Source organism: Paenibacillus plantiphilus (assembly GCF_927798095.1).
GTDB classification, from domain to species: Bacteria; Bacillota; Bacilli; order Paenibacillales; family Paenibacillaceae; genus Paenibacillus_Z; species Paenibacillus_Z plantiphilus.
This window is the reverse complement of the sequence record NZ_CAKMMF010000014.1, coordinates 76,441-93,895: the sequence shown is the minus strand read 5'-3', so window position 1 is coordinate 93,895 and position 17,455 is coordinate 76,441. Positions and strand designations below refer to the sequence as shown.

18 protein-coding genes are annotated in these 17,455 nt (G+C 48.1%); 15 read left to right on the top strand and 3 right to left on the bottom strand.

Annotated elements, in window-relative coordinates; all coding sequences use genetic code 11:
• The first annotated feature begins 204 nt into the window (after positions 1-204).
• Positions 205-1,299: a PdaC/SigV domain-containing protein gene (locus L6H65_RS13815; protein WP_236343124.1), complete on the top strand. Its 1,095-nt coding sequence runs from the start codon at positions 205-207 to the stop codon at positions 1,297-1,299.
• A gap of 103 nt (positions 1,300-1,402) precedes the next feature.
• On the opposite strand, the gene L6H65_RS13810 is transcribed toward L6H65_RS13815, so the two are convergent.
• On the bottom strand, positions 1,403-2,155 hold the full coding sequence (locus L6H65_RS13810; RefSeq protein ID WP_236343123.1) for a hypothetical protein: 753 nt from the start codon (positions 2,153-2,155) through the stop codon (positions 1,403-1,405).
• A 349-nt stretch (positions 2,156-2,504) separates the two neighbouring features.
• Here L6H65_RS13810 and coxB point away from each other — a divergent pair, with 349 nt between their 5' ends.
• The 5 genes from coxB to ctaG all read left to right on the top strand — a co-directional run bounded on the left by coxB (position 2,505) and on the right by ctaG (position 7,351).
• A complete protein-coding gene (gene coxB / locus L6H65_RS13805; protein ID WP_236343122.1) occupies positions 2,505-3,548 on the top strand; it encodes a cytochrome c oxidase subunit II in 1,044 nt (347 codons plus the stop codon).
• Between the two features lie 29 nt (positions 3,549-3,577).
• The gene (gene ctaD / locus L6H65_RS13800) at positions 3,578-5,425 is read left to right on the top strand and encodes a cytochrome c oxidase subunit I (RefSeq protein ID WP_236343121.1); all 1,848 of its coding nucleotides are present in this window, start codon (positions 3,578-3,580) and stop codon (positions 5,423-5,425) included.
• Positions 5,422-6,039: a cytochrome (ubi)quinol oxidase subunit III gene (locus L6H65_RS13795; protein ID WP_236343120.1), complete on the top strand. Its 618-nt coding sequence runs from the start codon at positions 5,422-5,424 to the stop codon at positions 6,037-6,039. Before ctaD ends, L6H65_RS13795 begins: the two co-directional genes overlap by 4 nt.
• A 3-nt stretch (positions 6,040-6,042) precedes the next feature.
• Entirely contained in the window at positions 6,043-6,363 is a 321-nt protein-coding gene (locus L6H65_RS13790; protein ID WP_236343119.1) for a cytochrome C oxidase subunit IV family protein, read from the top strand.
• A 79-nt stretch (positions 6,364-6,442) separates the two neighbouring features.
• Positions 6,443-7,351: a cytochrome c oxidase assembly factor CtaG gene (gene ctaG, locus L6H65_RS13785; protein WP_236343170.1), complete on the top strand. Its 909-nt coding sequence runs from the start codon at positions 6,443-6,445 to the stop codon at positions 7,349-7,351.
• A 514-nt stretch (positions 7,352-7,865) separates the two neighbouring features.
• Here the strand turns inward: ctaG and L6H65_RS13780 are convergent.
• Positions 7,866-8,879 carry a S66 family peptidase gene (locus L6H65_RS13780; protein ID WP_236343118.1) on the bottom strand — a complete coding sequence of 338 codons (1,014 nt, stop codon included), beginning with the start codon at positions 8,877-8,879 and terminating at the stop codon, positions 7,866-7,868.
• Positions 8,880-9,079: 200 nt separating this feature from the next.
• Here L6H65_RS13780 and L6H65_RS13775 point away from each other — a divergent pair, with 200 nt between their 5' ends.
• The 7 genes from L6H65_RS13775 to L6H65_RS13745 all read left to right on the top strand — a co-directional run bounded on the left by L6H65_RS13775 (position 9,080) and on the right by L6H65_RS13745 (position 14,830).
• The gene (locus L6H65_RS13775; RefSeq protein WP_236343117.1) at positions 9,080-9,808 is read left to right on the top strand and encodes a hypothetical protein; all 729 of its coding nucleotides are present in this window, start codon (positions 9,080-9,082) and stop codon (positions 9,806-9,808) included.
• Between the two features lie 45 nt (positions 9,809-9,853).
• Positions 9,854-10,270 carry a GntR family transcriptional regulator gene (locus tag L6H65_RS13770; RefSeq protein WP_236343116.1) on the top strand — a complete coding sequence of 139 codons (417 nt, stop codon included), beginning with the start codon at positions 9,854-9,856 and terminating at the stop codon, positions 10,268-10,270.
• A 4-nt stretch (positions 10,271-10,274) separates the two neighbouring features.
• Positions 10,275-11,177, top strand: a complete 903-nt coding sequence (locus L6H65_RS13765) for an ABC transporter ATP-binding protein (RefSeq protein WP_236343115.1) — start codon at positions 10,275-10,277, stop codon at positions 11,175-11,177.
• A gap of 28 nt (positions 11,178-11,205) precedes the next feature.
• Positions 11,206-12,108: an ABC transporter ATP-binding protein gene (locus L6H65_RS13760; protein WP_236343114.1), complete on the top strand. Its 903-nt coding sequence runs from the start codon at positions 11,206-11,208 to the stop codon at positions 12,106-12,108.
• A complete protein-coding gene (locus tag L6H65_RS13755) occupies positions 12,101-13,435 on the top strand; it encodes an ABC transporter permease (protein ID WP_236343113.1) in 1,335 nt (444 codons plus the stop codon). The genes L6H65_RS13760 and L6H65_RS13755 overlap by 8 nt, the downstream gene beginning before the upstream one ends.
• A gap of 248 nt (positions 13,436-13,683) precedes the next feature.
• The gene (locus tag L6H65_RS13750) at positions 13,684-14,145 is read left to right on the top strand and encodes a flavodoxin (RefSeq protein ID WP_236343112.1); all 462 of its coding nucleotides are present in this window, start codon (positions 13,684-13,686) and stop codon (positions 14,143-14,145) included.
• Positions 14,132-14,830 carry a hypothetical protein gene (locus tag L6H65_RS13745; RefSeq protein WP_236343111.1) on the top strand — a complete coding sequence of 233 codons (699 nt, stop codon included), beginning with the start codon at positions 14,132-14,134 and terminating at the stop codon, positions 14,828-14,830. The genes L6H65_RS13750 and L6H65_RS13745 overlap by 14 nt, the downstream gene beginning before the upstream one ends.
• A gap of 51 nt (positions 14,831-14,881) precedes the next feature.
• Here L6H65_RS13745 and L6H65_RS13740 read toward each other — a convergent pair whose 3' ends face one another.
• Positions 14,882-15,853 (bottom strand): aldo/keto reductase, encoded by a 972-nt coding sequence (locus L6H65_RS13740; RefSeq protein WP_236343110.1) that lies wholly within the window; start codon positions 15,851-15,853, stop codon positions 14,882-14,884.
• A gap of 329 nt (positions 15,854-16,182) precedes the next feature.
• Here L6H65_RS13740 and L6H65_RS13735 point away from each other — a divergent pair, with 329 nt between their 5' ends.
• Both L6H65_RS13735 and L6H65_RS13730 read left to right on the top strand, forming a co-directional pair.
• Positions 16,183-16,782, top strand: a complete 600-nt coding sequence (locus L6H65_RS13735; protein WP_236343109.1) for a TerD family protein — start codon at positions 16,183-16,185, stop codon at positions 16,780-16,782.
• 31 nt (positions 16,783-16,813) lie between these two features.
• Entirely contained in the window at positions 16,814-17,395 is a 582-nt protein-coding gene (locus L6H65_RS13730) for a TerD family protein (RefSeq protein WP_236343108.1), read from the top strand.
• Positions 17,396-17,455: the final 60 nt, after the last annotated feature.

The following is a 17,455-nucleotide window of genomic DNA, read 5'->3' as shown; positions in this document are numbered from 1 at the left end:
ACGAACGTTGCTGTAGCCCTGCGAGTCTAATGTAGCACACGCAAGGTGACAGCTTATTTGTCACCATTCTACCACAATTCATAATGATAATTTCCTTATAGCGATGGAATGGCGCAGCTAATCATTTTTGTTTTTACAGATTCACTTATATGGGTATATCATGATTAAAGAACAAATTTGAGAATGGCAGAAGGAGAAGAGACAATGGCGATACAATCTCAATTGAAGAAACGGAAATGGCTTGCGCTTCCGATTGCGGCATCCTTATTGCTTGGCGCTGCAATTGCTCCCATATCCATGGGGACCGTGCAAGCGGAGGGCGGCTCTTCACAGTCCGTTCTGCAATTAAAGCCGATGAAAATCATGGTTGGCGGCAAGCTTTTGAACGTACCTGCAGGCATGGCAACAGGCAATGAGACCTATGTTGCACTGTCCTTTCTGAGTAAGGAGCTTGGGCTTATGACCAACTGGGATGCTGAAACGCGGACAATCTCGGTAAGCAGCAAGAACAAGACGATGGAGATGGGGGCAGGAGGCAATTATTATTGGATCAACAACAATCGTATTTTTGGATCACCGCCGATTGTACGAGAGGGAACAACGTATTTGCCGCTTCGTTTGCTGCTGGAGCATATGGGCTTTGCGATTGGATATGACGCCAAGGCGAAGGTGATATCGATTCAGGCCATCCCGGAGAATGACCTGAAAGTGACCAGCCAATCGTTCTCTGAAGAATCTGAATATGGAACAGTCGATGTTCAATACCCGCAAATCGAGGGCTTTGCAAACAAGGACGTCCAGAGCAAGATCAATCGCACATTGAAGTCGAAGGCGGAGGCGTATATTCAGAGTGGGCAGGATTTGCTCAGCGGATACGTGGATTTTGCGAAGGAGATGGGCGATGAGGCGCCGAGTATGACCTTCGATGTTGGATATACCGTTACATATAATGAAAAGAACAAGCTTAGCCTCCAATTCTTTGTCTATGAGTATTCTGGCGGTGCTCACGGGATGTACGACTATCAGCCACATAATTTCAATCTGGAGACAGGCGAAGAGATCACTCTTAAGGAAGCGGCGCTGGGCAACACTAATTATATTCGCGTTATTAATGAAGAAATCAAGAAACAGATTAAGGCGCAGGATTTGCCTCTATTAAGTCCATTCGAGACCATTCAGCCCGATCAACGCTATTATCTGCGTGGGGATGCCATCATTGTATTTTTCAGTCTGTACGAATATACCCCCTATGCTGCGGGTATTCCTGAATTCTCAATTCCGTTATCCAAGCTCCGCTAATCTTTAAAGCAGCTCCCTGCGATGATGCCCTGAGGTTCTGAACAGTATTTCGCAGGGATTCTGCTTGTCTGGCTTGGCAGAGGGTTTTGGTGGCAATAATAAATTACTGAGACGCTCCCCGATGCAGATTGGCGCGCTGCTTCAGCGTTTTAATCGGGACTGGCAGCTCATCGCCGCCGGCAAATTGATGCTTGACGAGAACATTGAATGAATGAACCCATGGTGTAAGGGAATGACCAGCCCAGGCTTCCTTGGCATATTGCAGTATTTCATTGATAAACTCCTGATTGGCCGAGATATGCACTTCCTGTACATGGGGCGCCAGCTTGCGGATCTGTACGGCAACGGTTTGCTTGAGCTCTTCGGATAATTGATTATGGTCATTTACCGTAAAGCTGGAATTGTATGGGCCGACCACCTGTTCGTTGTTCCAGTAAGGGCTGCCGTTGTTGATATTATAGACGCCTCTGGTGGCGCCGGTATTGTCCTGCTCCTTTGAATCGCGCCCGCCAGAGTTCTTCGTTCCAAGGGCGGTCCCGTCAAGCGACAGTGCGACATAAGCATTCTTGTCCGTCAGCATGACGAAACAGGCGGCGACTCCATTAATGCTGGAAACCTCAGTGGAGAGCAGATTGCTGTATTCAAACCATGAATTGTCATGCTGTCCGGGCTTTCCGGTTACCGTTCCGAACGCCCGCCCGCCGCGCATCTTGGGATCATTCTTCTCGCGAGAGCCGTAATCGTAAGTGCTGTTCTGAAGGCGGCGTTCATAATTGCTGCAGCCGCTAATGCCGACAACGCCAATAAGCACGGCAAAGCATAATAAAATCGAACGAGTCATAGCCTGTTTTCTCATGTTGGAGTGCTCCTTCCGCATCAATACCTTTAGCATGAACGACAGAATGTGAAATATGCATGTCGTTTCATACATAAAGAACCATGGGTTTGGCACACAATGTAGGATAGACATGGCGCTTCAGCGATGCCCCTTGGCAAGCAGAAATCCTTATAAAATCGGCATTTCTGCTGGTATGAGAACAATTTGTGAACTCTCTTAGGAACATTGACAAACAGCACCTTCAACTTTATATTTAATATGGTGATTAGATTGCGGAAGTTGTCAGAAACAGCTAGGAAATCACGCAGTTTGCCGCTTTTTTGTGCGTTTCTCGGCTGCTGTGAAAATGTAAAAGTGGGGTTGATTGATGATGAATCGGTGGCACGTTCTAAAACGGCTCACGCCGCTTCTTGCCGGAATGGTGTTACTGCTGTCAGCATGCGGACGAGCTGACTTGTCGACGCTTAGACCGCAAGGACCGGTTGCCGAAGAGCAATTTGGACTCATGACGTGGTCTATCATTATTATGGCTTTAGTAGTTGTGGTCGTATTTGTTCTTGCGGCGTATGTAATTATTCGTTTCCGTCGTCGTCCCGGCGACAAAACAATTCCAGTACAGGTGGAAGGCAGCCACAAGCTGGAAATTATTTGGACGGTTATTCCGATCATCCTATTGGTCATTCTCGGTGTCCCGACCATTCAATCGGTTTTCGGACTTGCCAAGGATTACACGAATGACCCGGATGCCATACAAGTTAAAGTTACCGCACATCAATATTGGTGGGAATTCGAATATCCGAATCTCGGCGTGAAGACAGCACAAGAGCTGCTCATTCCGGATGACGCGGTTATCTCCATTCATGCGGAGACCAAAGATGTCATTCACTCGTTCTGGGTTCCTTCGCTTGCGGGCAAGATTGATACGAATCCGGCAGGGAATGCGAACACGATGTACTTCTCAGCGCCTAAGAAGGGTGTTTACCTTGGGAAGTGCGCCGAGCTCTGCGGACCTTCTCATGCCTTGATGGACTTTAAAGTTAAGGTTGTTGATCGTGCTTCGTTCGAGCGTTGGGTCACTGCTCAGAAAGCGCCTGTAGCGCTTCCGCAGGATCAGGAGCTTGCCGATCTGCTTACGAACCAATGCTTGTCCTGCCACGCAATTGGCGACAAGGGCGGTAAAGTATATCCGAACCTTACAGGAATCGGCAGCAGAGAATCCGTTGCCGGCATTCTGATTAATACCGAAGACAAGAAATACTCGAACGAAGGCACGGTTGAAGAGAATCTTAAGCGTTGGCTTAAAGATCCGCAAGCTGTTAAGCCGGGTAACCTCATGCCTACGGTTGAGTTGTCCGATCAGCAGATTGAAGCCATTTCGAAATATTTGGCGGGATTGAAGCTTGAATATTAATTACTTGCGGATTGAAGGAGGTACCTACTTTGGCTCATGCTCATGCGGTTAAACGGCACACTGGTCTTATGGACTGGCTGACCACCGTTGACCATAAAAAAATCGGCATTCTGTATCTGTTTGCTGGCTTCTTCTTCTTCCTTGTCGGGGGATTGGAAGCTATCCTGATTCGGGTTCAGCTCTGGATGCCAATGAATGACTTTGTATCAGCAGATACATTCAACCAATTGTTGACGATGCACGGTACAACAATGATATTCCTGGCGGCAATGCCAATGATCTTCGCGCTCATGAACGCCGTTATTCCATTGCAGATTGGCGCGCGGGACGTTGCATTCCCATTTCTTAATTCTTTAGGCTTCTGGACGTTCTTCTTCGGAGCTGTGCTGCTTAATGTCAGCTGGTTCGCAGGAGGAGCGCCTAATGCCGGATGGACGTCATACGTTCCGCTGGCAAGTCCGGTATACAGCTCTACGCATGGTGTCGATTATTATGTTATCGGCTTGCAAATAGCAGGTCTGGGCACACTAATCGGCGGTATCAACTTCTTGGCGACGATTATCAACATGCGTGCGCCAGGCATGAGCTTCATGCGTATGCCAATGTTTACATGGGCGGCATTCATTACATCAGCGCTCATCTTGTTCGCTTTCCCGGCACTGACAGTAGGTCTGGTAGCGCTTATGTTTGACCGACTGTTCGATGCTAATTTCTTTGATACATCGCAAGGCGGCAATGCTGTTCTGTGGGAGCATATATTCTGGATCTTCGGACATCCTGAAGTATATATTCTGATCCTGCCGGCATTCGGTATTATCTCGGAGGTCATCAGTACCTTCTCGCGCAAGCGGTTGTTCGGTTACAGCTCCATGGTATTCGCAACTGTGCTGATTGGTTTCCTCGGCTTCATGGTATGGGCTCACCACATGTTCACAACAGGTCTTGGTCCAGTTGCGAACGCGTTGTTTTCCATAGCAACCATGTTGATTGCGGTACCTACCGGTATCAAAATTTTCAACTGGCTATTCACGATGTGGGGCGGCTCCATCAAGTTTACGACAGCGAATCTGTTCGCAGTCGGATTCGTTCCTACCTTCGTTATGGGCGGCGTAACCGGAGTTATGCTGGCAGCAGCTCCTGCTGACTTCCAGTATCATGATTCCTACTTCGTTGTTGCTCACTTCCACTACGTAATTGTGGGTGGTCTGGTGCTTGGCCTCTTCTCCGGCTTGTTCTACTGGTGGCCGAAGATGTTTGGACGCGTGTTGAATGAAACGCTGGGCAAGTGGTTCTTCTGGCTGTTCTTCATCGGCTTCCATCTGACATTCTTCGTGCAGCATTTCCTTGGCTTGATGGGTATGCCGCGTCGTGTATGGCAGTACTTGGACGGTCTTGGCTTCAACGAAATGAACTTGGTCAGCTCCGTCGGCGCAATGCTGATGGGCTTGGGTACGGTTGTTTTCATCATCAATATGATCGTGACGGGGCTTAAGCCTCGCGATGCAGCAAACGATCCATGGGAAGATGGTCGTACGCTGGAGTGGACAATTCCTTCTCCACCGCCAGAATACAACTTTGCACAAACGCCGCTCGTACGTGGCTATGACGCTTTCTGGAAAGAAAAGATGGAAGGCAAGAATGCAATGACGCCTGCGGAACCGCTTGGTCCGATTCACATGCCGTCACCTTCGATTCTTCCATTCCTGATGTCGGTCGGATTGTTTATAGCCGGCTTCGGCTTCATGTATCACAATTACTACATCGGTATCGGTGGTCTGGTCCTCACTTTCGGATGCATGTTCTTGCGCTCTGTTATTGACGATCACGGCTTCCATATTGATCCGGAAGAGCCGCAGGACAAGGGGGTAAAAGCATGAGCGCACATTCGCATGTAGACGGCCAACTGCCGCATGAGCCTGAGAAAGCAACTCTCGAAGGCCGCAATAAGGTGCTCGCTTTCTGGCTTTTCCTCGGCGGTGAGACCGTATTGTTCGGAACGCTGTTCTCAGCGTTTCTGGCATTGCGCCATCAGGTTCTAGATGGTCCTACGGAGCAGGAGCTGTTCTCCCTGCCGCTTGTAGCAGCAGCAACGTTCATCCTGCTCACATCAAGCTTGACGAGTGTATTTGCGATTCAGGCGATGCATGCCAATCGCGTCAAATCAATGATCAACTGGTTGATCATTACGGTAATACTGGGTCTGGGATTTCTAGGACTTGAAATTTATGAGTTCTATCACTATGTGCAGGAAGGTCATGGCTTCACGACCAGCGCATTCAGCTCAGCGTTCTATACGCTTGTTGGCTTCCACGGCGCTCACGTTGCGTTCGGTGTAGTTTGGATCTCGATTCTTATCGCACAAGTGTCCAAGAGAGGGCTTAATGTTGTTACGGCTCCTAAGGTATATGTTGCCGGTATGTACTGGCACTTTATCGACGTCGTATGGGTATTCATCTTCACCGTCGTATACTTGATGGGAAAGGTGGGCTAACAAATGGCTGATCAACAATCTACTGCACAGAATCAGGGTAGACGCCATAAGGCGGAAGGTCCTAAGAAGCATATTATTGCTTTTATCTTCTCCATACTGTTAACCGTAGTCGCATTTTCGGCTGTAGCAGCGGGAGAAGTGAATGAAACCTTCATCTACCTCATTCTAATTGGAATGGCAATTCTTCAAGTGTTCATTCAAATGGCATTCTGGATGCATATGAAAGACCGTGGTCATCTCTATCCCATTATTGGGATTCTGTTCGGTGTCGTTATCGTTATTACATGTGTCATTATGGCACAATATTGGGTTTGGTGGAGTTAATCCAACTGAAAAGAGGGCGGTCCTTGTCGGCCCCCTCTTTTCTTATAAGTAAAAGTAAGCTTGGAAAGGGGAATCCATGATGCTAGGACTGCAATACTTCACTTTTGAGGAGTTATGGAGCCCGATGTTTTTCTTCTTTATGGCAGCGCTTGTGATCCTTTATTTCTATTTGGCTGGTCCTTGGCGTGAGAAGCATATGCCGGAGGCAGCTCGCGTAACTGTTGTTCAAAAAAGTCTATTCGTTACCGGAATGGTACTCTATTATATGGCACAGGGTGGACCGCTGGAGCTCCTTGGCCATCTCATGTTCTCTTTTCATATGGCGAACATGTCTATCTCGTATCTGATCGTTCCACCGCTCATTATATTGGGCATTCCGGCATTCATATGGCGTAAAATGTTCAGCCATTCGTTCTGGAGACGTTTTCGCCCGTTCATGAATCCGATTCTGTCGCTTGTGCTGTTCAACATGCTGTTCTCCATTTATCATGTGCCTTTGGTGCATGATTTCGTCATGACGAACTTCACGGTCCATCGTATTTATTATTTGGCGATGCTGGTTGCAGCCTTTATGATGTGGTGGCAGATTGCGAGTCCGATACCGGAATGGAGCCGCTTGAGCGATGTGCGCAAGATGGCTTATGTTTTCGCCAACGGTATGCTGCTGACGCCTGCATGCGCACTGATCATCTTCACTTCGAGTCCGATGTATGCGACATACAACGACCCTGACGTGTGGGCGCTTGCGATGGGCTATTGCGTCTCGGGAGATCCAAGCCTGCTATTGTCCAGCTTTGAAGGCGGCCCGTCATTCTTTAATCTGATGAAGCCGATTGAGGATCAACAGCTGGGCGGGATCATCATGAAGTTCGTCCAGGAAATTATGTACGGCGGCATACTCGCCTATATTTTCTTTCATTGGTACAGAAGAGAGCATGGGGAAACAGAGGATGAAATTCGCAATGCCGGTCCTGCAGGAGCAAACTGAATTCCATTATCAGCGGCTCGGTCATCTGTAAGACGGTTTTATCGGCTTAAAACGCTTCACACTTCACTTTTCCGTGCTGTAGCAAGGAATTTCCCGCTTACAGCGATAGCCGGGGGGAACGCTGCGGCATATTGTGAGCTGTAAGACGGTTTTATCGGCTTAAAGCGCCTCGCACTTCACTTTTCCGTGCTGTAGCAAGGAATTTCCCGCTTACAGCGATAGTCGGGGGGACGCTGCGGCATATTGCGAATGTTAGACGGAGCTTTATGCTCGAAGCACTTTATTGCTGGCCCAATTGAATGAAGACAATTAAGGAAGTCCTAATCAAACGCGAACAAAGGAACCTCTGGAACTACATACCATGTGGTTCCAGAGGTTCTTTAATGGCTGATAGAGCGTGTAAAACACGCGGCTTCATACAATAAAGCAATAACGCTGCCCGATTGGCAATATAGTCAGCATTAGCATAGCCAGCATCGCAATATCACGCTGTATCAATCGACTGTATATTCAGTTATTGTTTAAAATATTGCGTTACAGCTCCTCTACCGTCTTCCACTGTAATTTCTGCATATGCTCCGTTGATAAATGTTATTTGAGGCGGAACATGACCGCAATCCACGTCATAAACAACAGGTATGCCAAGCTCCTCGAACAAATCCTGATAGACATCCTCCGCCGTATAGTTGTCAAAAGGCTGATTCGCGCCGCTTCTGCCAAATAGAAGGCCGGAACAATGCTCAAACCAGCCCGCCAGCCTCATTTGCACCAATGATCGGCGCAAATCCGCTGCATTCAATTCACAATTCTCAAGATACCAGAGCAGTGGCTCATTATGGATAAACTGCTTCTGGAACTGCCGCAAATCGCCATAAGGTGTGCCTATCAAATGTCGGATCACATCTATGCAGCCGCCAAGCAAACGTCCCCGCAAGTGTACATTCGTATTCGATACCGTTTTCCATTGTGTCCGTTCCGTTAATTGAAAGACGGAAGGCGAAGTGTCGGCCGGCCATTCCTTCTGATAGTTCAGCGATGAACGCTGGATAATGGATTCTCCTGCTCTTGTCGACAACACAGACTGCCACATTGCAGTTGTGTCATCCGAGTATTCTCCTCTTAAATCGATAAGGCAAGCACCGTGCGCAGTTGCTATCCCCGTTTTTAAAGTTATTGCCAGCAGCAGGAGGCTGATATCGGAATAACCGTGCACCCATTTGTTTTTCATATTGACGAAATCAATATGCTCCAATATTTCGATTAACAATTCTCCTCCCCAGGGCGGAAAGATCAGATGAATGCCCTCGTCCTGCATCATCGCATTAAACTCATTTGCGCGAGTACGGGCAGGTGATGACTTGGCCTTATCCTGCGTCCATATCGTATCACCGCATACGACGCCGAAGCCCTTCGCTTTCATGCGCTCGCAGGAAGCTCTGAGCCAATCGTGCTTATCAGCCTTCACCCCGGATGAGGGGGCTGTAATTCCAATGGTTGCTCCTGCCTCCAGGAATGGATAAGTAATCATAGGTTACCTCCCAAATTTAATCATGTATGGCTTATTTATCATTATAGCTTAGGCCGCTGCAAGGCGGAATGATCTTCCCGGCGCTGTTGTTCCAATAAGTTAACAATACGATGCTCATGAAGCAAGGTGTTGACATGAACGCCACGTGTCATTATACTGTGTATAAAGATATATACAGTATAATGAGTAAGGAGGACCACATGATGTCTGACTGGCAAGGCGCATGGTACATATTTAGAAGCGAGATGCGTCAATCGTGGATAGGGGTTCTATTTACACTATTATTTTTCAGTTATTTTGGTCTGATTACGATGCCGAACTTCATTGAAATGTTGGTGCAAGAAGATCCCAATACGGATATAGGCTGGATTACAGATTTCCTCTATCTGACTATTACACCCATTATGAGTTTTCTTATGAATCGGTCCATCTTTCGTTGTCGGACGGATGACCCGTTCACGAAGCGGCTTGCCTATTACAAGACGATGCCAATAAGCTTGAACGCCATCGTTATTGCCAGAATGATACAGATGTTCGCCGTGTTGATTACGGTGGGTACGTTCTTCTACAGCTTGCAATATACGCTCGCAGACACGCTAAGGGAACTGCTGACCATAGAGCAATATTTGATTTTCGTATTCATATGGATCGGTTACTCTATCGCAATAGGCTGTGTGTATGTCTATTTTGAGCAAGCCCATAGCGGCAGAGTTTACTTCTATGTTTCGCTTCTATTCTACCTGCCTTACATCATACTGGGGATTCTATTATGGGTGTATAGGCCTGGTGTTTTGTTTCATTTAATACTTGTAGCAAAGAATATGGAGATTATATGGCCTATATTAATGAATGTGTTTGCGGTTGGAGTTGTTGCTGTAACAGCAGTGATGGTACGGAGAAGACTTGCAGCCAGAGACTTTCAACATTGATGACAGACTGTAGAGACAACTCCAACGTAAAAGAAGGTGTGCTCCGTGTGGATTCCGATCCAGCTGAATGAACAAAGCGCTGAACCGATGTATTACCAAATTGAAGTGCAGCTTCGCGCACTGATCGTTAGCGGTCAATTGGCAGAGGGAAGCTTGCTTCCATCCATACGCGAGCTTGCCCAAACTTTAAAGTGCAGCGTCATTACGATTAGAAGAGTGTATCAGGATCTGGAGAATGAAGGACTTCTGCGGACTAGGCAGGGAACGGGAACCTATGTCGCGAAGGTCGGCGATGAAATGCGAGATGTTCACAGGCGGAGCGCTGTTATTGAAGCGTTGGAGGCGGCGGTTGACGCAGGCATTCGGGTGAAGTGCTCGGACCAGGAAATGCTGGACATGCTGCTGGATGTTCTGAAACGCAGAAGAGAGCGGGTCAGCTCTGGAGCAGAAGGGGGCGAATAGAATCATGTTAACGGCGATAGAGATGAAGGACATTGTACAGAAGCGGTCGCATTTCGAGCTTGGCCCTGTCAATCTCGTCATCCCGAAAGGCTATGTGACGGCAATAATCGGGCCGAACGGCTCAGGGAAAAGCTCATTGTTCCGCTGTATACTTGATTTGGCTAAGCCAGATCAGGGGACAGTTGAAGTGTTGGGCGAGAAGGTGGGCGCACATGACAACTGGCAGTTGAAGCGGCGAATCGGCTATGTGCCAGAAGTAACGAGCACGATAAATGATCACTTGAAGGCGGAGCAGCAGGCGGCATTCACTCGCAAGTGGTATCCGGAATGGGATATTAACCGCCATCAGGAGCTGCTTCGAAGGTTTGAGATTGATGCCTCGCTCAAGCTGCGCAAAATGTCCAAAGGCATGCGCCGCAAATTCGATCTGATCATCGCCATGTCGCATAATCCAGAGCTGCTTCTGCTCGATGAGCCCTCATCAGGGCTCGACCCTATCGCATGGAAAACGATGATAGACGTCATCCACAGATATATGGACAGCGGAGAGCGAACAGTGCTGATGGCCTCACATATTATTGACGAGGTAAGAAGACTCGCTGATTATATCGTCTTCGTTGTCCATGGGCGGGTATTGGGCATGTATGAGAAGGATACACTGCTTGAATCCTGGTCTGTTTTATATACAGATATTGGAGAAGGGAACGTGCACTGGCAGTCGATGCCCGGTTATCACAGCGCCGAATATACGGGCGGCAGTGCTTACAAGGCTGTAACAAGCAGTGCGGTGGAAGCGGAGGATTGGTGCAGGTCGCAGGGAGTGCGCATCGTTAGCAAGCAGCGACTGGAGCTTGATGATATATTGACAGCACTAATCGAGCAGGAACGAATTAGAATTCAATCTTAACTATGATCGTGAGAGGAGCTTAACAACGATGAATCCTTTGAAAGTGGAAAAGGTGTTTAAGCAATACGGGGATAAGACAGCGGTTAATGGCATCAGCTTCGAGGTGGGCAAGGGGGAGATATACGGACTGCTCGGAGCCAATGGCGCAGGGAAGACAACGACGATGCGGATGGTTCTGGGACTTATCTATCCAGACGGCGGTAGTATTCAATACAATGGCCAGCCTTATAATGAAGGGCTGTTGAGCAGTCTCGGTTACTTGCCGGAGGAGCGGGGGTTGTATCCGAAGGTGAAGGTAAGCGACCAGATTCTTTACTTTGCGAAGCTTCGGGGAATGTCGCAGAAGGATGCTGACAGCCGGCTGAAGCATTGGCTGGAGAAGTTCAACGTACCCGAATATTACAATAAGAGGGTCGAAGAGCTTTCCAAGGGAAATCAACAGAAAATCCAGTTTATCGCATCCATCATTCATAGCCCTCAGATTGTCATTATGGATGAGGCATTCAGCGGCCTTGATCCTGTCAATGTGGAGCTGCTGAAGTCCACGGTCAAAGAGCTGCGGGATGAGGGAGCGACTATATTGTTCTCCACACACCGAATGGAGCATGTTGAGGAGCTGTGCCGCAACATTACGATTTTGCACAAATCCAACCCCGTTCTTCAAGGCAGTCTGAAGGAGATCAAGAAGAAGTTCCCTCGTGAGCGTATTATTCTGGGTACAGAAGGAGATGTTCAGGGCTTGGAGACCATTGCAGGAGTGACGCGGGTAGTCCGTCATGAGAACCGCTATGAGCTGTTTATTGCTGATGAGGCTGCTGGAAGACCGGTGCTGGAGCTTGCTATGAAACAATCGAATATTAATAGATTTGAGATTCTTGAACCAACGCTTAACGAAATCTTTATCAAAATGGTAGGTGAAAATCATGAATAACAGCTTCTGGACAGTTGTTGGATTTACGGCTAAGAACAAATTAAGAGGCAAAGCTTTTGTCATTACTACTTTGATCATCGCGCTAGTATTATGTATTGGCGCCAATCTGCCTTATCTTATAACCAAATTTAGCGGAGAAGATGAGCCCACATTAATCGGTTATTTGGACAGCAGAGAGGTGGCAGGAAACGCTCAGTTATCTTCAAATATTGAAATTGCAACGATGCTGCAAAGCAATTATGCTGCACAGAAGGATCCGGATCTCAAGCTGGTTCCCATTGCAGATGAAGGCTCTGCAACTGCCAATGAACAAGCGCTGAAAAAGGCGATCAAAGATGAGAAAATAGACGGTTATATCGAGTTCGCCGCAAGTGAAAACAGCTCATTCCCCAAAGTGATCTACAAATCGGAGGATCTGATGGATATGGGCACTTCGAACTCGCTTAGCGATGCGCTGAAGGAAGTGAAGATAGCGATTCAGCTGCGTGGCAGCGGACTGACTGAGGAACAGCAGGATCAGCTGTCTCTGCCAGTAACCATTGAAACGATCCAAATCTCCACCACTGAAGGCGCGGGTTCTATCGGTGATGGGAAGAGCAACACACAGCAAGGTATGGATATGGGACTTGTTTATATTATTCTCACGCTTCTATTCATGGCGATCATGATTACAGGCCAGCTCATAGCAACTGAAGTGACTGCTGAGAAAAGCTCACGCGTCATGGAGGTGCTCATAACAAGCGTATCACCGCTCAAGGGAATGTTCGGGAAAATATTCGGCATGTTCCTGGTAGGACTTACGCAGATCATTATCTTTGTCGCTGTACTGATTGGCAACATTATGCTTCCGCACAACGCGGATTTGCTAAGCGGATGGAATATTAACCTGAGCGAGGTTGATCCCATGCTGCTCATCTTCGCGCTCATCTTCTACCTGACAGGCTACTTCCTGTTCGCTACGATGTTTGCAGCGGTCGGTTCTATTGTGAGCCGTACAGAGGATTTGGCGCAAGCGCTTATGCCGATCACTTTGCTGTCACTTGCCGGATACTACATCTGCATGTTTGGCGGCATTGCAAATCCGAATGCGATGTTCGTGAAAGTAATGTCGTACATCCCGTTCTTCTCCCCTTATGTCATGCTCGTCAGAGTCGGCTTGGAGAACCCGCCATTGTGGCAGGTAGGGATGTCCATTCTAATCCTTCTCATTACGATTGCCATTGTAGGCTGGCTGGCTGCCAAGATCTACCGCGCCGGTGTTCTCATGTACGGCAAACGCCCTACAATCAAGGAGCTGCGCAAAGCGATGCGCGCGTATAAGGTATAATTAGCAGTCCGACAAATAATCATTGACTAGTACGAATGATAAAAAGATGCTTCCAGTTCCACTTTTATAGTGGTTTTGGAGGCATCTTTTCACATCATTTGGGACTGAATCATTGGATATTGAACTTTTCGGACAGGATGATGAACGATTCCGACAAATTTTAATTGACACTGATAATCATTATCACATAAACTGAAAGTAATTGATATTCATTATCAGTGATTTTATTGAAATGGAGGATGACACCCATGTCTGAGGTTATTATTGTTTTTGCCAGTATGACAGGAAATACGGAGACGATGGCGGATGCGATAGCGGAGGGCGTTCGCTCACAAGGAATTGAGCCGGTCGTGAAATTCGTGATGGATACGAATGCCGCAGAGTTGACGAATTATGAAGGAATTATTTTGGGTGCATATACATGGGGAGACGGGGAGCTGCCGGATGAATTCCTCGAATTCTATGAAGAGATGAATAGCATTGATCTGAAGGGCCGCCGATCAGCTGTGTTCGGCTCCGCCGATTCCTCATACGCGCTGTATGGAGCGGCTGTCGATATTTTGCAGGATAAGCTCAAGGAACTTGGTTCCGAGAATGTGCTGGAGGGAATGAAGATTGAGCTGAATCCTTCCTCGGAAGAAGAAGAGGCGCTAAGAGACTTCGGCCGGCAGTTTGCAGCTATCGTAAGGGGCGTACATGCGGTTAATTGAAGACTACAAGCTTGAGGAATTGCTGCGCTACCCTTACCGTTACGGTACTGGACAGCAGAAGCGCCGTCAGCATCATGACGTGAATTGGCAGCAGCTCGTTCAGTATGCGGTCAGCTATGTCGTTGATGATTATTATAAGCTCTCGCCAAACAATCGTACCATTGATCGGCTGAAGGAGCTGATCGAGCATAGATGGACGAACAGAGGCTACAAATTCGAATCCGAACACCATTTCTCACAAGTGAAAAGCACGGTGACGGCCAGCTTGGTGAAAGTGCTGGTGGAGGGAGAGCGAAGGGAGCAGTATCCGATTATTTCGTTCGAACAGTGGGGAACATACATCTCAGCCTTGGATTTGAATTTGACGATGATCCTTCAGACGGTGTTTGCGGAGAAGAGCGCGGGTGATCTTGATCCATCTGCCTATTCCATTCAAAAATATATGGTCGATGCGGATGAAGAGGTTATACAGGCTTTCCGCCATATGGCGGCTGTATTCGGTCAAAGCGCATTCGGCAGACCTCCAGAACGAATCGATGTCATTTCCCTGCTGAGTGGCAAGCAGTACCGATTCCAGCCCGAAGAGGGGATGTTGAAGCAGTCTGTTGATTTTCTGCGGCTTATTCGCGTTGTTGCAGCGGAATCGCAGGACGAAGCATGCCCTCAGAGCAGTATGGTAATGTAATGCAGCGGGTCCTATCAGTGGGACCCGCTGCATTGTCGTATTTATGGCATGCTAAGGCATCTTTGCTCCGCGCGAGCTTGAATAGAGGGTATACCATTCCTCGCGTGTCAGCTGCAACGTCGCAGCGTCCCTGCAAGCACGTATGCGCTCCGGGTTAATGGTGCCGATAACAGGCTGTATGCCCGCGGGGTGCCGCATAAGCCATGACAGCACGATAGCCTCCCGAGTCGTTCCTTTCTCCGCGGCGAGCTGCCCGACGAGCGCGGCTGTTTGGATGACAGCATCACTTTGACCGTCCAATGATTTGCCGGAGAACAGACCTTGGGCAAGGGGACTCCATGATTGGAGCTGGATATTCTCCAGACGGCAATGCTCAAGCGTTCCTTCCGGGAAAACATTGCTTCTGGCAATCTCCTGATTGACAGATATTCCAGTGTCCACGAATCCTGTCTTGAGCAGACTCATCTCCAGTTGATTCACGATGAAGGGCTCATCGCTATAGGCCTGAAGGAGCTTGATCTGGCCGGCGCTCATGTTGGATACGCCGAACCAGCGCACCTTGCCGGACGCTTTCAATTCCTGGATCGCGCTAGCGACCTCCTCTGGCTCGACGAGCGGATCAGGACGGTGCAGCAGCAGGAAATCGAGATATTCGACGCCAAGCCGCTCCAATATGCCATCAACACTGCTTCGTATATACGACCCTGAGAAGTCGTAACGCTGCGGACTGCTTCCGTCTGCCAGACGAATGCCACATTTGGATTGAATCAGAATCTGTGAACGAAGCTCCGGACGCTCCTGAAGCACCTTGCCGAACACGCGCTCAGCCTTGCCATAGGTGTAGATATCCGCATGATCGAACATATTGATCCCGATCTCTAATGCCGCATCAACGGCCTCATGCCCTTCCTTATAGTGATCGGCGGTCAGCGGGCTCTGGTCCCAGCTTCCGCCTAGCCGCATAGATCCTAATACAAGCCGACTGACGGCGATGCCTCTATTCTGCAGTGGGGACGGTTTCATTGAATATACAACCTCCGTGGATGTCATTATGTCTCTGTTTCATTATAGAGGGTATCCGTATACTTTTAAAAGTAGTGAAAATAATGGAATCTAATAATACAATGTGTACATACTTACTTGTAATATAGTGGTTGATTGCGACAGCATCATGGAAGTTGGAAGCCTTGTAACAAAAAAACAATTGGCTCGGAATAATTTATTGAAACTTTGATTACGCCCTTGACGTATACTTTGGTAGCTGGTGCAGCATGTTGAAGTTTGCAGTAGCTAGCGGCTAGGATTATACTAGTACTAGAACCATCTATTGCAAACGAAAGGAGGTGTAATCTGTGGCAATCAGTCTCGTTAAAGGCCAGAAGGTCGATCTTACGAAAGGCAATGCTGGACTAACTCGCATTACGGTTGGACTTGGATGGGATCCTGCGGAAATCGAGTCGAAGGGCTTCTTCGGCAAGAAGAAATCAAAGGCGAACATTGACTGTGATGCTTCGGCGCTCTTGCTGGATGGCAGCGGCAAACTCACCAAAGAGAAGAATCTTGTCTGCTTCCATAACCTGAAGAGCCCGTGCGGATCAGTTGTACATACCGGGGACAACCTAACGGGGGAAGGCGATGGCGACGACGAGCAAATCAATATCGATTTGCAGAGAGTGCCTGCTGATGTAGAGCGTGTGCTTATGGCGGTCAACATTTACGATTGTGAGAATCGCAAACAAGACTTCGGCATGATCAAATCCGCTTACATTCGAGTCCTGAATCCAGCAAACAACACGGAGCTCATCCGGTTTAATCTGACGGATAGTTACGCTGGCATGACGGCATTAGTCGTTGGTGAAATCTACCGACATAACGGCGAGTGGAAATTCAACGCTATCGGTGAGGGAGCCCATGCGGCTCATATCAATATTCTTGCACGCCGGTATACGTAGTTCATATAAACTATATAGGGAGTGTTAATCAATGGCAATCAGTTTGCAAAAAGGTCAAAAGATTGATTTAACGAAAACAAATCCAGGTCTGACTAAAGTAATTGTAGGTCTTGGTTGGGATACGAACAAATATGATGGCGGCCACGGATTTGACTTGGATGCTTCCGTATTTTGCCTTAACGCTTCATCGAAAGTAGGAAGCGACAAAGACTTCATTTTCTACAACAACACGCAGAACTCGAACGGCTCTGTTCTTCACACAGGCGACAACCGTACAGGCGAAGGCGACGGCGACGATGAGCAAGTGAAGGTTGATCTCTCCGCAGTGCCTGCTGAGACGGATAAGATCGCATTCGCAATTACGATTCACGATGCGGATTCCCGCAGTCAGAACTTTGGACAAGTCTCCAACGCTTTCGTTCGTATCGTGAACGAAGCAACGAATGAAGAGCTTGTTCGTTACGATCTGGGAGAAGACTTCTCCGTTGAAACGGCTGTTGTTGTTGGTGAATTGTACCGCAACGGAAGCGAATGGAAATTCAACGCAATCGGCAGCGGCTTCAAGGATGGTCTTGGAGGACTTGCTCGCGATTACGGACTTTCCGTTTCCTAATTGCAGCTAAGGCCGCCGCTTGCGGCGGTCTTCATTCTTTTTTATTGTAAAAAAACGGTT